The following is a 14987-nucleotide window of genomic DNA, read 5'->3' on the forward strand; positions in this document are numbered from 1 at the left end:
AGTTTATTATATTGTTACATTTACACCGCTGTTGATTTCCGCTAAAGGCTTCGCTTTCCGCGGGGCGCTGCTGGAGCCTCCTCGGCTTTCGCCTGCGGGGTCTCCACCAAGCGCTATCTCCCACAGGAGTCTACGCCTTTCGCTCCAATCAACAGCTATGTTACTTTTTAGAAAAAAATTTAGGTACTGACAGAGTAATTATTTAACAGAGCAAACCGCTAGGGCCAGTGAGTTTAATTTACTCTCGGCTGAGTCGGCTCTGGATGTTAATACAATTGGTGCTTTTGCGCCGGCAATAATAGCGCCGACTTTTGCTTTTGCAAAGTATATCAATGATTTATATAAGACATTTCCTACTTCAATGGTCGGTACAAACAGGATGTCCGCTTGTCCGGCCACTTCACTTTGGATTCCTTTGTGTTCAGCAGCAAGTGCTGATACTGCATTGTCCAATGCCAAAGGCCCATCAATAATGCAGTCTTTGATCTGCCCTCTATTGTTCATTTGTGTAAGCAAGGCTGCATCGACAGTTGCTTGCATGGCCGGATTCACTACTTCAACCGCAGCCAGAGGAGCAACTTTAGGTAATTCAATACCTAGTGCTCTTGCTACTTGAACTGAGTTTTGAACAATTTGGATCTTTTGATTAAGGTCAGGCTCCACATTCATCGCTGCATCTGTTACGAAAATTAACTGCTCGTAACCAGGCACCTCAAATGCTGCCACATGTGATAGGACATTGCCTGTACGCAACCCATATTCTTTATTCAGTACTTCTTTCAAAATCGTTGCTGTTGGTACATTACCTTTCATCAGTACATCTGCTTCCCCGGATGATACAGCTTTCACTGCTAGCTCGGAAGATTTTTTCGCACCATCAGCAGCCACAATTTTAAGTGCGTTATGTGATGGGGCGATGTCGTGATCGTTCAATAATGCTATTATTTTCTCCTCATTCCCAAACAATATGAAGGATGCCAACTGTTTGTTTAAGGCGTGCGAAACCGCTTCGATCACTTCTTCATCTTCGGCAGCTGCAATCGCTACAACCTTTGAGGTGAGCTGGGTTGCTTTGGTGATAAGTTCCTCTAGTTTCATTTTCTCAACCCTTCCTTTCTACTCCAATATTAACTATGCAAGAAGCGTGCCAACTTTTAACTAGTGAAAACGCTTTATTTCTATAATGATTAACGTGCAACTTTTTTCTTTGTACGCAACTTTTTGCAGGCAACATTATTCAATCGAGAACTTTTCCATCTTATAATAAAGATTCCTGATTGATACCCCCAATTCTTTGGCAGTTCGTGTTTTGTTTCCCTTATTCTTCTTCAATGTCTTAAGAATTATTTTCGCTTCATATCCTTCAAGCATTTCAGCAAGAGTATAATCACTTGATACTATTTCAGAAGATTCTTGCGAAACCTTATCTCCGGTCGTGGCAAGAGAGGGGATATGTTCTGTATCGATAAACACTTCGTTAAATTTCATGAAGATGATCGCTCGACCAAGAACATTTTCAAGCTCTCTCACATTACCTGGCCAATCATACGCTGCCAAGTGATTGATTGCTCTAGGAGCCAAACCCTCAACATTCCTTCCATAATCCTGGTTGATTTTTCGAATGAGGTGCTCACTCAAAAATTCAATATCCTCTTTCCTTTTCCGAAGTGGAGGAATATGAATTGGCATGCGGTTCAACCTGTAGTAAAGGTCTTCGCGGAAAGATCCATTCGCAATCCCTTTTTCAAGATTGACATTCGTTGCCGCTATGACTCGAACATTTATCGAAATTGATTTAGTTCCGCCTACCCGGATAATTTCACTTTCCTGCAAAACTCTTAACAGTTTCGCTTGAGTATTGGCCGATAATTCCCCGATCTCATCAAGAAAGATACTTCCATTATTTGCTTCTTCAAAAAGTCCTTTTTTACCGCCACGCTTAGCACCAGAAAATGCACCTTCTTCATATCCGAACAGTTCACTTTCCAATAATGTTTCTGATAAAGCAGCACAATTCACACGGATGAACTTGTTGTATTTGCGATTACTCGCATTATGAATGGCATGCGCAAACAACTCTTTCCCCGTACCTGATTCCCCTCGCAAAAGGACCGTCGCCGGAGTCTTCGCTCCAAGCTTGGCCTGTTCAATCGCTAGACTCATCTCTTCGGAGGAACCGATAATATCTTCAAACGAATATTTCGCCTCGAGCGTTCGGATGATTTGTCTGGCACGGTCAAGTTCGGTTGTTAACGTCTGAATTTCCGAGACATCATGGATAACTCCTACACTGCCTTTAAGCTTTCCATCGACTATGATCGGCGCTACGTTGACGATAACTTCTTTCTTGGACGGACCTACCTTCAGATTCACCCCACGGACGGCACGCCTGGTTTCAAGCACCTTCATATGCATACTTTCACCTTCGGAAATATCCGCAGTGGCAGGTTTTCCGATGATTTGTTCTTCCTCTAGTCCTGTCAATCTGGAGTATGCAGGATTAATCATTAATCCTCGTCCAAACTCATCTACTACCGAAATGGCTTCATCTGAAGATTGAATGATCGCTTCGAGCATCGTCTGAATTCCTTTTAGGTTTGTTACTTCCTCAGCAAGATTCACGACCTCTGTTATATCCTTGAAAACAGCAAAGGCACCGATTACCATTCCATCCTCATCAATCAAAGGAGATCTTGTCGTAATGATTTTCTTACCGTTCTCAAGTAGCATTTCTTTATTTTTTTCAACTTTTTGTGTATGTATCACATCTTGCAATCGGCTGGTCGGAATGTTTTCCAAAATGTGCTGACCAAGCATGTGAGCCTTTTTTATCCCCACAATCTTTTCTGCACTTTTGTTATAGATGATTACCTTCCCAGATTGATCGACAACCATTAATCCATCATGCAATAAATTAAAGATCAGATCACGCTTATGGGATTCATATTTCATTTTAGCAATCAGTTCTTCTTTTTCTTCTACTAATGTAGCCGTGATATGGGCTACCGTCCCCGGCACAAGAACCGTTTTTTTATCCTTCGCATCACGGATTTCCCGAAACACTTCATCAGACCCCGTCGCTTCAATGATGATATCAATCTTCTCAGAGAGGAATTCCTTCCACTCCTGTCCGGTCGTTATCCCCATCTCTTTCGCCAATGCCAAACCGGGCGCAGCCTGATTTACATCGACTACCGCAAGCAGGTTAAACATTCCTGAATGCGTTAACATTTTTAAAATCGCAGAGCCACCTTTACCAGCACCAACTACTATTACCGTCTGCATATAAAACCCCTCTACACCGGATACATTTATTTCTCTAGCCTTTAAATCCTTGTAAAATTGAAAGAAAATTCACAGTGTTCTTTAAAAGGTGTGAAATTTCTTGCACACTTTTATCTTAATTCTTTTTCCTCTTCTATGCAAGTTAATTTCTGATATAATATAAGTCGATAGCTTTGAAAGTGAGGCCCACAATTGATATGCAACGGATAGTCGCTTTAATAATTCTATTGATTCCCGGAATCATTGCCGTATATGGAATAAAGTTAATGCGTGACATGGTATTCAACATCGCTCACCCATTAATTCCGTCACTCACGCTGCAGTTTACCATCGGATTTTTATTTTTTCTGATTGGTTTATGGTTTGTGGCAGGATTCATTTTTTACCGAGATCGAAAGCGTAATAATGTTCAGAAGAGGTTTCAGAAGAGATAAGAAATAACTGATGTTTTGTATAGACCAAGCTTTATAAGCCAAAAGTAAAACCCGCTGAACATGTCAGCGGGTTTTACTTTGGTATTTTAGCTGTACAGCCTTCTTTGGATAATCGGTAAAAAAACCTGCACATCCTTCTTCAAAAAGTCTTTTCATTGTTTTTTCATCATTGACTGTAAATGGTCGAACCGGTACGGAAGCTTGTTGAGCCCTTTGAATTATGTTAGGTGTAGCTACCTTTATATGCGGATGAATCCCGTGTCCTCCCACCCATTTCGTGTAATCCCATGGTTTGTAAATCCCTTCCATATACAATACTGCTTTTTCAATTTCCGGGGCAAGTGTTTTTAACCTAGCAATGCTGTAGTGATTAAAGCTCGAAAAGATGATCAGATGTTGCATATGGTACTTTTCAATCAACCCCAACACTTTTTCTTCCATCCCTCCATAAGGTACTATACTGTTTTTCAGCTCAATGTTTACAATCGTTTGCTTTTTATATGCCCATTCCAGCACCTCTTCCAAAGTTGGGATTTCAGCATGCTTATATTGTTTTTTAAATTTATGCACCGCATTCAGTTTTTTTAGTTCCGTCAAGGACATATCCTGCACAAATCCTTTTCCATCAGTTGTTCTGTTGACCTTTTCATCATGTATGACAACTGGAATGCCATCTTTACTTAATTGAACATCAAGTTCAATACCATCAGCTCCATCTTTGTATGCTTGATCAAAGCTTATCATCGTATTCTCAGGGTGAGTTCCTGCAGAACCTCTGTGGCCGAATATTTTTGTCATTTTTCCACACCTTTCAACATATTTCCTGACAGAAAAAATTGTAAACTTACGTAGTATTTAGTAAGATTTATTAATGAAGCGAGGTGAACAGAATGCGCCCACTACAAATATCCGCTGAAACCGCTCAAAAACTCTCTAAAGCATTGGATGTCCCTATAGAGCAAGTGATGCATTTACCACAACATATACTCATTCAGAAGCTGGTGGAAATTGAACGGAATGAAACTAACGGGGATAAGAAATAATCCCATTCGTTTAAATGCCTATCTTACATAACAAATGCCCATACTTAACAATAATAAACCCAACATACAAGTTCGCATGTTGGGTTTTCTTTTTACCTATTTTGAGCCCTTACCCTCTCAGGATGCTCTGTGCTCCAGTCGCAACTTGTCTGCTACCATCGCAATGAATTCACTGTTGGTTGGCTTCGCCTTTGTCATGGAAACTGTATATCCGAAAAGGGAAGAAATGCTGTCAATATTGCCACGGGACCAAGCAACTTCGATTGCATGGCGGATTGCACGTTCCACTCGGCTTGCTGTGGTGTTGAATTTTTTTGCAATATCAGGATAAAGGACCTTCGTGATAGATCCTAATAATTCGATATCATTATACACCATGGAGATTGCTTCGCGTAAGTAAAGGTAACCTTTGATATGGGCAGGTACACCAATTTCATGAATGATACTTGTGATATTTGCATCAAGATTTCTACCTTTATTTTCCGGGCTTGAGGAACGGAAGGACGAACTGGATCGCTTAAGGATAGGTGAAGCTTTTCCGCTTACTTGACGGATGTTGCTCACTAGGTTTTCCATGTCGAATGGTTTCAGGATAAAGTAGGATGCACCTAAGTCCACTGCTTTTTTCGTGACGTCTTCTTGTCCGAAAGCGGTTAACATAATAACGTTAGGAGACTTTTCCAGGTTCAATGAACGCATTTTTTCAAGCACTCCCAATCCATCAAGGTGAGGCATAATGATATCAAGCACCAAAACGTCAGGATTTTTATCTTGAAGCAACTGAAGACATTCTTGACCATTGTGAGCTACCCCTACAACTTCCATGTCCTCTTGCGCTGAAATATACTCTTCCAAAAGACCAACTAATTCACGATTGTCATCAACGACACATACTTTAATTTTCATATAACTAGTTTCCTCCTCAGTCCCAATACTTTCTTTAAAGCAATTAAGCCTTTTATATTATTCTAATTGTTAAATTCGACAATGCAACCTCTTTTCCTTTAAAAAAATAAAAATTCCTTAAAAATTATATAAAATCTTTATTTTTCTCCAGAATACTCTTTATTTCGACGTAATACGCAATAAATTACATTTACTGGCACTTTTGTCGAATAATCTTTTTCTTCTTTTCATATTCCACCTTACATCAAAACAAAAGAAAAAAAAGCGAGCTATTAGCCCACTTTCTTCTCTTTATCCTGTTGATAAATATCAATTCCGGCTTCGTTCAGCATCCACTCAATATGGACACCGTACCCACTAGTCGGATCATTGACAAATACGTGAGTAACAGCACCAATTACTTTGCCGTTTTGAATGATTGGACTACCACTCATTCCTTGTACGATTCCACCTGTCTTTTCCAAAAGAACCGGATCTGTGATTTTGATGACCATCCCTTTTGTCGCAGGGAATTTTTGAGGAATGCTGCTAATTACTTCAACATCAAACTCCTCCACTTCATCTCCATTCACAACGGTAAGGATTTTAGCAGGACCTTCTTTCACTTCTGTTGACAATGCGATTGGCAAGGCATTGTCCATAATGCCATTCTCAATATCTTTATTAAGCGTTCCGAAAATACCGAAAGGGCTGTTTCTTGATATATCACCAATTGCCGATCTGTCACTAGAGAACCTTGCGAGTTTCTCTCCGGGCACCCCATTGCTACCTTTATCGATGGATGTTACCGTTGACCGAACTATCTGGCCGTCTTGGACTATAATTGGTTTCTTGGTATCCATATCAGAAATCACATGCCCCAATGCACCATATTTCATTGTGATCGGATCATAAAATGTCATCGTCCCGATTCCAGCGGCGGAATCTCTGATATATAGCCCGATTCTGAATGAACTGTCCTGCTTGTCTTTTAAAGGAATTAGTTTTGTTTCAATGGTCTCTTTTTCTCGTGTGATGACAACATCAAGGGGATTTCCGGTCTTACCGGACTCTTGTACAAATGGAGCAACGTCACTCATCTGTTCAATGGTTTTACCGTTGATTTTTGTTATAATGTCGCCTACCTGAATACCTGCTATTTCCCCAGGCGATTGTTTGCCATCTTCTGTATCAACCTGGTGGTGACCAACTACAAGTACGCCTAAAGTGTTTAATTTCACTCCGATGGATTGTCCACCCGGATACACTTTATATTCCGGAATGACATCCACATTTACCTGTTTGACCGGAATACCAGCAAGTTGCAGCACAACCTGGCCTTCTCCTGCCTGCTTTCCATTCAATGCTAACGTTTTATGATCTGTCTTAATTCCGAGAGAGGAGGAAGAATCTTCATTCACCTTGGCAGTCACCGGAACGGACGACTGGAAATGTAATCCTTGTCCTTCAAACATCGTTATTTTATTCGGAATTTGGACATACTCTTTAAATGGTTGACTTACACATAATACCATGACTGAAACAAGGAGAAATACACCAACAACTTTTCTAATTATATCTTCTCTCAAACATATTCACTCTCCTCGGTCCTATCCCACACCATTCATGGCTACATTATATAATTTTGCCTTGTCAGGCCACATTTATAACAACGGAATTAATAAAAAAGCTACCCATTATGGATAGTTATGTTATATCGGGAAACAGGGATAATTATTTGGGAAGTGAGATTGTGGCGTTTTATGTAAAAGGTCTGATATACACCGCTGTTGATTTTCGCAAAACGGCACCGCGTCAACAGCTGGAAAAATAAAATTAGCCACATTCAACTTTAACTAAGCAACTCGAAAGCAAATGACCGAAGTTTTTGCTTTCTTGACCGAACCATAAACCCCCGAACCGTTTTATACACACAAAAATACAACCAAAACACACATAAATCGACTGATCCCCCCAAAAAAATTCACCTAAAAAACCGTCCACATCTCCGAATGTGAACGGTTTTCTCAAAAGCCTTACCCTTGCTTTATACTCCCTGCAATCTCTAACAGCTCACGCGCATGTTCTTTCGTCAAAGAGGTTATTTCCACACCTGAAATCATCCTGCCGATTTCGCGGATCTTTTCATTCTGATCCAATCCGCGCACCTTGGTCTTTGTACGTTCACCAGATACCTCTTTGCTGATGAATAGATGGGTGTCCGACATCGCTGCGACTTGCGGTAAGTGGGAAATACATAGCACCTGGGAATCGACAGAAACCTGATAAATCTTTTCGGCAATTGCTTGTGCTACCCTACCGCTGACACCAGTATCGACTTCATCAAAAATGATGGAAGTGATGCCTTGATGTCTCGAGAAGATACTTTTTAGCGCAAGCATGATTCTGGAAAGTTCTCCACCGGAAGCGACCTTTGCCATCGGTTTTAACGGTTCTCCTGGATTTGTTGTGAGATAGAACTCCACAACATCCACACCATTTTTTCCAAACAACATATTCCCTGTTGCCTTTTGCTTTTTCACATTCATGTTCACATCAAAAATTGCTTTTTCAAGATAGAGGTCTTTCAGTTCTTTATGTATGCTCTTCATAAGCTTTTCTGATGCTTTTCTTCGGGCTTCCGTTAGGGATTTCGCCTCCAAGGAAAGATCCTGTTTAAGCGAATCCAAGGACTCCTGAAGCTGGTGAATATGCGAATCACGGTTTTGCAGGGTCTCAAGCTCTTCTTCAATCTTGGCGGCATACTCCAAAATTTCAGCAACCGTATTGCCATATTTGCGCTTCAGCTGCTTAATCTCATTTAATCTGCCTTCAATGAAATCCAAACGGTTCGGATCAAACTCGAGCTGATCTATTTCATCCCTGATTCGATAGGAGAGCTCCTCCAATTGATAATAGGAATTCGAAATGATTTCGTGAACATCTTTGAGGTTTTTATCGATCTCTTCTAGACCTTCCGACTCCGACATCGCCTGGCCTACCCAATCCAATCCCTTCTGCTCGCCATGCATTGCATAGTAACAGTTATTCATGGACTGATAAAGGCGCTCGTAGTTACTGATTTTATTTCTCTCCTCAAGAAGGTCGTCCTCTTCATTCATACTTAATTGTGCATTGCTGATTTCCTCTGCCTGGAATTGGAGCAAATCAAGGCGGTGCGCTACCTTTTGCTCGTTTTCAGTCAGCTCGAGTATCCTTTTTTCTACATCCTTATAGGTTTTGTAAATATCACTGTATGTCTGAAGCTCCTTTTGAACAGATGCTCCACCAAACTGGTCCAATAGTGACAGGTGAAGATCCGAGTCCATCAGTTCCTGGTGTTCGTGCTGTCCATGGATATCGACCAATGTTTGACCCACTTCTCTTAACAGTGCAATAGTAACAAGTTTGCCATTGACACGGCAGACGCTTTTTCCGGTTGCATGAATTTCTCTTCTCAAGACAACCATTTCATCTTCAATATCAATGCCAAGTTCCTTACAGACCCTATAGGCAGGGTGACTATCACCTTCGAGAAGGAACAGGCCTTCCAACTCGGCTCTTTTTTCACCAAAACGGACAAATTCATGCGATCCCCTACCACCTGCAAGCAGATGAATAGCATCGATAATGATGGATTTACCTGCACCGGTTTCCCCTGTCAATACTGTGAGCCCTTTGTCAAATGAGATTGAAAGGGATTCGATAATAGCGAAATTTTTGATCATCAATTCAGCAATCATACCATCACATCCTTTGGTGATTTTATAGCATATTAATAAATCGGTCGGATAATTCCTTGGCATCCTCTGGTGTACGGCAGATAATCAGACAGGTATCGTCTCCGCATATGGTTCCAAGTATTTCCGACCAGTCAAGATTATCAATTAGTACACCAATTGCATTGGCATTACCCGGCATTGTCTTCATTACAATCATGTGACCTGCGATATCTATTTTGACAAACGCATCCATGAGGGAGCGTTTAAGCTTCTGCAGTGGATTGAAACGCTGATCTGCTGGCAGGCTGTATTTGTATCTGCCATCCAGAAGCGGAACCTTTACAAGATGCAGTTCTTTAATATCTCTTGAGACGGTTGCCTGTGTCACATTGAATCCCAAGCTCTTCAAACGGTCGACAAGCTCGTCCTGCGTTTCGATTTCACTGTTAGTAATCAGTTCTCTAATCTTTATATGTCTTTGGCCCTTTGTCATGTTGGCCCCCCTTATTGTCTATGTAACCTTTACTGCCTAGCTCTATGTTAATTCAATCCTTATTTTATGTAAAATAGTAATCCAAGAAAAAAGGAACAACCATAGGTACAGTTATTCCCCTTTTTCGACCTTCAATTGTTGGTGCGCATCTGCAACTAAATCAGGGATGGTTACCTGGAGATTGTTCTGTGAGCTTTCTTCTGTATGCCCATTCCATTGCAGATGAAGGAGGAATTCAATATTCCCCTCACCTCCCGTTATAGGAGAGTAGGAAACGTTCATCACGTCATAGCCTTCCTTCATACTAAACTCAATAATCTTCTCCATAACCGCTTGGTGCGTCTTCGGATCCCTGACAATCCCCTTCTTCCCAACCTGTTCTCGCCCTGCTTCAAATTGAGGTTTCACTAATGCCACCACGTCACTTCCTGGTACAATCAGCGTTTTTAAAACAGGCAAGATCAATTTCAAGGAGATGAAGGAAACATCTATGCTTGCAAATTCCGGCATTCCTTCGTTTAGATCTACAGGTGTGACATATCTGAAGTTTGTTCTCTCCATCACGACAACACGCTCGTCCTGACGCAGTTTCCATGCCAGTTGGTTGTAGCCGACATCAAGCGCATAGCTTAATTTCGCACCATTTTGCAAGGCACAGTCAGTGAATCCGCCTGTGGATGCGCCTATATCAAGTAAAACTTTGTCCTTCACATTCAAGTCAAAGACTTTCAACGCTTTTTCCAGTTTCAAACCACCGCGGCTTACATAGGGAATAAGGTTCCCTTTCACACTAAGCGGTGCATCAATTGCTACTTTTTCACCCGGCTTGTCCAACCGCTGTTCATTTGAATATACAAGTCCTGCCATAATGGAGCGCTTTGCTTTTTCCCGTGTTTCCACTAGACCACGTTCCACCAGGAGTACATCTACTCTTTCTTTTTTCGCCATATATAATTAAGCCCTTTTTTGTTTTCTTCTTGCTGCAATCAATTTAACATTTTCCACAACTTTTTCTGTTGTTAAATCGATTTCCTTTAGCAGCTCCTTCACGCTTCCATGTTCAATGAAACGGTCTGGAATTCCCATTCGAATTACTCGGTTCGTGTACCCATTATCGCTTCCAAATTCGACGACCGCGCTACCGAATCCACCTTGGAGGACCGCCTCCTCAATAGTTACAAACGGGATGCCTGATTTGAATAAATCGTGCAGTAGTGCTTCATCCATCGGCTTGATGAAACGTGCATTGACCACTTTTACAGAAAGGCTTTCTTTCTTCAAGTAATCTGCCGCTTCAAGTGCCATTCCGATGGTCGTCCCGAAGGTCAGGATAACAGCGTCCGTTCCTTCTCTAAGCACTTCCCAAGATCCGATTGGCAGCTCTTTCAACTCTTCGTCCATCTTGACGCCTAAGCCGTTGCCACGAGGGTAACGAAGAGCAATAGGACCTCCGTCATACTTGTTTGCCGTGTACACCATGTGCTGGCCTTCATTTTCATCTTTCGGCATCATCAATACCATGTTCGGGAGATGTCTAAGGAATGCAATGTCGAATACTCCCTGATGCGTCTCTCCGTCCTCACCAACCAATCCTGAACGGTCTATTCCAAAGAATACATTCAGGTTTTGACGGCATACATCATGGACCACCTGGTCGTACCCTCTTTGCAAGAAAGTAGAATAGATGGCAAGAAACGGCTTCATTCCTTGCGTCGCCAAACCGGCTGCCATTGTTACAGCATGCTGTTCCGCAATCCCGACATCAAACATTCTATCCGGAAATTCCTTTGCAAAAGTTTCAAGCTTTGATCCAACAGGCATAGCTGGTGTCAAAGCAACGATGCGATCATCTTCACGTGCAAGCTTTCTCACTGTTTCGCTGATTACACTACTCCACGCTGGAGCAGCTCCAACCGGCTTCAGGAAATCCCCTGTTTCAATTTTATAAGGGCCGGTACCGTGCCATGTTCCGATTGTATCCAATTCGGCAGGCTCATACCCTTTACCTTTTTTAGTGACCACATGAATTATGACCGGGCCATCCGTTTTTTTCGCATAGTTAAGATTATCAATCAAGTCGTTATAATTATGTCCATCAATCGGACCCAGGTATGTAAAGCCCAGTTCCTCGAAGAACATGCCACTGACAACGAGGTACTTCAAACTGTCTTTGATGCGTTCAGCCGTTGACGCCAGTTTCCCGCCAACTGCAGGTATTTTCTTGAGAAGCACTTCCAGTTCGTCTTTTACCCAATTGTATTTCCCAGCTGTGCGCATTCTTCCAAGCGCACTGTGCAGGGCACCTACATTCGGAGCGATGGACATTTCATTATCATTCAGGATGACAATCATGTCCTTTTTTTCATGCCCGATATGATTCAAGGCTTCAAGTGCCATACCACCAGTCAAAGCTCCATCACCAATTATCGGAATGACATATTCGTCTGTTCCCTTGATGTCACGTGCAGCCGCCATTCCCATTGCACCGGAAAGAGAGGTGGAGGAATGTCCTGTCTCCCAGACATCATGCTCGCTTTCATTCCTTTTTGGAAATCCACATAGACCTTTGTATTTTCTTAAGGTGCCAAATTCACAGGCTCTTCCTGTCAGGATTTTATGAACATACGCCTGATGGCCAACATCCCATAAAAACTTATCCTTGGGGCTGTCAAATACCTTATGGAGAGCAATTGTAAGCTCTACAACACCAAGATTTGGACCGATATGCCCCCCTGAAGTGGACAGCTGCTCAATCAGAAAGCGCCTGACATCTTCACTCAGACTCTCCAATTCATCTATAGACATTTTCTTTAAAAACTGCGGGTTTTCAATCTTTGTAAGATCCAAAAGGGATCACTCTCTTTCCTTACTGATTTCGCTTATTCTTTCGTTTGTTTTTGTTTTCTTTCATGATAACTATTTTAAACCTGTCTTCTAGGAAATAAAATAGCTTCCCCACTTGAAATAGAATGGGTGTTGAATAGCGGATTGCCATCGATTTCCCGAAGGCTTTTCCACCAACAGTCACTGAAGCCACAACGCTCGTAAATACCACTGCCACTATATAATGGAATAACGAATCTTCCCGTTGGCCAATGGAAATGGTAAATGAAATCACCACAATCGCTGAAGCGGTACCACTGATAATTCCGGAAATATCCCCGATTACGTCATTACAAAAGCTTGCAAAGCGGTCAGCACTCCTGACAATCTGAATGGCCTGCTTGGAACCGTTTACCCTTTCGGCTGCCATGGCATGAAATGGTGTCTCATCTGCCGCTGTAGCAGCAATCCCAAGCATATCGAAGAATATTCCGATAAACACGATGATGAACACGATGACCATTCCAATCGCCCAAGTGACCCCTGATAGCAGATAGGTCGAAACGATTGAAAAAATAGCCGCTAACACGAGTGTGATAACGGCGATAGCTAAACTCCAATTTATTGCATCTTTCCATTTATTTAACATGGTATAATTTCCTAACTCTATATTAGTAAGCTTTTGTAGTAATCCTACATTTTATTATAGACATTTAATTTTAATCCACCAAACTTAAATATGTAAGGGTGGTCATGCATTAGGTAAAGACTGCGGCTTAGGTCCAGTAGGTTTTCCCAAGCAAGTACCAGATGTCGCCATACTGGCGGTTTCCCATTAAACCTGCCTTAGCTGTGTCGCCATCAGCTAGACTGGATTACCACTTAGTCCGCACTATAATCCCTAACGCATGTCTGGAAATCGGAACAGTCTAGGAGTTTTCCCCTACAGCCTTTAACCAGTTCTTAGCCTCTTTTGCAGAGCGGATTTCATATGGAATACAAAGATAGATTCACTGGCCTAGCGAATAGATCCTATACCATAATCCCCTCCAACTCCACTCAAGGCAGGCTACGCTGTATATGTCTAACCCAGTTAAACATATAGCAGGTTTATCACCATTCCACAACTGACTCCCCTAGGGGAAAACCCAGCGCGAAAATGGGCCTCCACGGAAGTAGGGTCTTCGCCCACATGCCATTGTGGATCGCCCTACAACCTTAACTCCCAGCATCAACCCAAGGCTGGGCGCCTCAAGCCGACACAAGGAACTTCATCGATGTGCCCTTTAGCGGATTTTTAGGCCCGCCTTCAGAAAAGGTAGACTGACTAGAATACTGCACCACCCATTTGTATCATATACTATATCACAAAAAGAGGAAATGCTCAATTTCCACCACCATTTTTGTCGATTAATGGTCTCTTTTGGCAATCAGATCACACAGCTGTGATAAGAGATCGGACTCCAACGGTAAATCCGAAAGCAAGCGTTTAGCCTCACTAATATGATATTCCAACTTCTCTTTAGCTCCACTCATTGTTAATAAAGAAGGGTAGGTCACTTTTTCATTAAGGGTATCCGACCCGATTGGCTTGCCAATTTTATCAGCGTCCCCTTCAATGTCAAGTATGTCGTCACGTATCTGGAAAGCGAGTCCAAGATGATCAGCAAACAACGCAAGCTTAGAGATTTGGTCCTCGGTTGCATCCGCAAGTATAGCTCCTGCCACAATGCTATAACCGAGAAGCTTCCCGGTTTTGTTTCTATGTATATACTCCAGATCCGCAAGTGAAAGTGCTGCACCTTCCCCCTCCATATCCGCTACCTGTCCCCCGACCATACCTGTTGGACCTGAGGCTTTCGATAGTTCTTTCATAAGTGTGACCACTTTAATAGGTGACACATCTTTATTTAAAAGATCTTCCATCACATCAAAGCTGTGGGTTAATAGCGCATCGCCTGCAAGAATTGCCATGGCTTCTCCGTAAACTTTATGGTTGGTTGGTTTGCCTCGTCTGAAATCATCATCATCAATGCTTGGAAGGTCATCATGGATCAATGAATACGTATGAATCATTTCAACGGCGCAAGCTACTGGCAACCCCAGCTTTTCGGACTTGCCAAATGATTGCAACGTCGCCAAAACCAGTAACGGACGCAACCTCTTCCCTCCTGCTTTCAGTGAATAGTTCATGGATTTGAGTAATACTTGCGGAGCTTCCATAGCATTCATATAGGAAAAAAGCGCATCTTCCACTATTTTCTTTCTTTCCTTCATAAAGGTTTGCAAATCCATCACCTGT

13 protein-coding genes are annotated in these 14987 nt (G+C 42.1%); 2 read left to right on the top strand and 11 right to left on the bottom strand.

Going from position 1 to position 14987, the window contains the following annotated elements:
- Positions 1–198: 198 nt before the first annotated feature.
- Both yqiS and AB685_RS03890 read right to left on the bottom strand, forming a co-directional pair.
- Positions 199–1098, bottom strand: a complete 900-nt coding sequence (gene yqiS / locus AB685_RS03885) for a phosphate butyryltransferase (RefSeq protein ID WP_047969197.1) — start codon at positions 1096–1098, stop codon at positions 199–201.
- A 135-nt stretch (positions 1099–1233) separates the two neighbouring features.
- On the bottom strand, positions 1234–3285 hold the full coding sequence (locus tag AB685_RS03890) for a sigma-54-dependent Fis family transcriptional regulator (RefSeq protein WP_047969198.1): 2052 nt from the start codon (positions 3283–3285) through the stop codon (positions 1234–1236).
- A gap of 197 nt (positions 3286–3482) precedes the next feature.
- On the opposite strand from AB685_RS03890, the gene AB685_RS03895 reads away from it, so the two are divergent.
- On the top strand, positions 3483–3719 hold the full coding sequence (locus AB685_RS03895) for a DUF2627 domain-containing protein (protein ID WP_047969199.1): 237 nt from the start codon (positions 3483–3485) through the stop codon (positions 3717–3719).
- A 63-nt stretch (positions 3720–3782) separates the two neighbouring features.
- On the opposite strand, the gene AB685_RS03900 is transcribed toward AB685_RS03895, so the two are convergent.
- Positions 3783–4517 (bottom strand): glycerophosphodiester phosphodiesterase, encoded by a 735-nt coding sequence (locus AB685_RS03900; RefSeq protein WP_047969200.1) that lies wholly within the window; start codon positions 4515–4517, stop codon positions 3783–3785.
- A 92-nt stretch (positions 4518–4609) separates the two neighbouring features.
- Here AB685_RS03900 and AB685_RS30115 point away from each other — a divergent pair, with 92 nt between their 5' ends.
- Positions 4610–4762 (top strand): YycC family protein, encoded by a 153-nt coding sequence (locus AB685_RS30115; RefSeq protein WP_082153486.1) that lies wholly within the window; start codon positions 4610–4612, stop codon positions 4760–4762.
- Between the two features lie 117 nt (positions 4763–4879).
- Here AB685_RS30115 and spo0A read toward each other — a convergent pair whose 3' ends face one another.
- From spo0A to AB685_RS03940, 8 genes are all read right to left on the bottom strand, one after another.
- Positions 4880–5668 carry a sporulation transcription factor Spo0A gene (gene spo0A, locus AB685_RS03905; protein ID WP_047969201.1) on the bottom strand — a complete coding sequence of 263 codons (789 nt, stop codon included), beginning with the start codon at positions 5666–5668 and terminating at the stop codon, positions 4880–4882.
- A 272-nt stretch (positions 5669–5940) separates the two neighbouring features.
- Positions 5941–7236, bottom strand: coding sequence for a SpoIVB peptidase (gene spoIVB, locus AB685_RS03910; RefSeq protein ID WP_082153487.1), 1296 nt, complete (start codon positions 7234–7236; stop codon positions 5941–5943).
- Positions 7237–7683: 447 nt separating this feature from the next.
- Entirely contained in the window at positions 7684–9390 is a 1707-nt protein-coding gene (gene recN, locus AB685_RS03915; protein WP_047969202.1) for a DNA repair protein RecN, read from the bottom strand.
- A gap of 22 nt (positions 9391–9412) precedes the next feature.
- A complete protein-coding gene (gene argR, locus AB685_RS03920) occupies positions 9413–9862 on the bottom strand; it encodes a transcriptional regulator ArgR (RefSeq protein ID WP_010194884.1) in 450 nt (149 codons plus the stop codon).
- Between the two features lie 111 nt (positions 9863–9973).
- Positions 9974–10810 carry a TlyA family RNA methyltransferase gene (locus tag AB685_RS03925; protein WP_047969203.1) on the bottom strand — a complete coding sequence of 279 codons (837 nt, stop codon included), beginning with the start codon at positions 10808–10810 and terminating at the stop codon, positions 9974–9976.
- A gap of 6 nt (positions 10811–10816) precedes the next feature.
- Positions 10817–12709 (bottom strand): 1-deoxy-D-xylulose-5-phosphate synthase, encoded by a 1893-nt coding sequence (dxs, locus tag AB685_RS03930; RefSeq protein WP_047969204.1) that lies wholly within the window; start codon positions 12707–12709, stop codon positions 10817–10819.
- A 19-nt stretch (positions 12710–12728) separates the two neighbouring features.
- On the bottom strand, positions 12729–13334 hold the full coding sequence (locus AB685_RS03935; protein WP_047969205.1) for a hypothetical protein: 606 nt from the start codon (positions 13332–13334) through the stop codon (positions 12729–12731).
- A gap of 761 nt (positions 13335–14095) precedes the next feature.
- Positions 14096–14980 (bottom strand): polyprenyl synthetase family protein, encoded by an 885-nt coding sequence (locus AB685_RS03940; protein ID WP_047969737.1) that lies wholly within the window; start codon positions 14978–14980, stop codon positions 14096–14098.
- Positions 14981–14987 lie beyond the last annotated feature (7 nt).

This window comes from Bacillus sp. LL01 (genome assembly GCF_001037965.1).

What these genes read in the sequence shown, in the direction of transcription:
- yqiS (WP_047969197.1), bottom strand. Translation starts at nt 1,098, where the DNA reads ATGAAACTAGAGGAACTTATCACCAAAGCAACCCAGCTCACCTCAAAG.
- AB685_RS03890 (WP_047969198.1), bottom strand. Translation starts at nt 3,285, where the DNA reads ATGCAGACGGTAATAGTAGTTGGTGCTGGTAAAGGTGGCTCTGCGATT.
- AB685_RS03895 (WP_047969199.1), top strand. Translation starts at nt 3,483, where the DNA reads ATGCAACGGATAGTCGCTTTAATAATTCTATTGATTCCCGGAATCATT.
- AB685_RS03900 (WP_047969200.1), bottom strand. Translation starts at nt 4,517, where the DNA reads ATGACAAAAATATTCGGCCACAGAGGTTCTGCAGGAACTCACCCTGAG.
- AB685_RS30115 (WP_082153486.1), top strand. Translation starts at nt 4,610, where the DNA reads ATGCGCCCACTACAAATATCCGCTGAAACCGCTCAAAAACTCTCTAAA.
- spo0A (WP_047969201.1), bottom strand. Translation starts at nt 5,668, where the DNA reads ATGAAAATTAAAGTATGTGTCGTTGATGACAATCGTGAATTAGTTGGT.
- recN (WP_047969202.1), bottom strand. Translation starts at nt 9,390, where the DNA reads ATGATTGCTGAATTGATGATCAAAAATTTCGCTATTATCGAATCCCTT.
- argR (WP_010194884.1), bottom strand. Translation starts at nt 9,862, where the DNA reads ATGACAAAGGGCCAAAGACATATAAAGATTAGAGAACTGATTACTAAC.
- AB685_RS03925 (WP_047969203.1), bottom strand. Translation starts at nt 10,810, where the DNA reads ATGGCGAAAAAAGAAAGAGTAGATGTACTCCTGGTGGAACGTGGTCTA.
- AB685_RS03935 (WP_047969205.1), bottom strand. Translation starts at nt 13,334, where the DNA reads ATGTTAAATAAATGGAAAGATGCAATAAATTGGAGTTTAGCTATCGCC.
- AB685_RS03940 (WP_047969737.1), bottom strand. Translation starts at nt 14,980, where the DNA reads ATGGATTTGCAAACCTTTATGAAGGAAAGAAAGAAAATAGTGGAAGAT.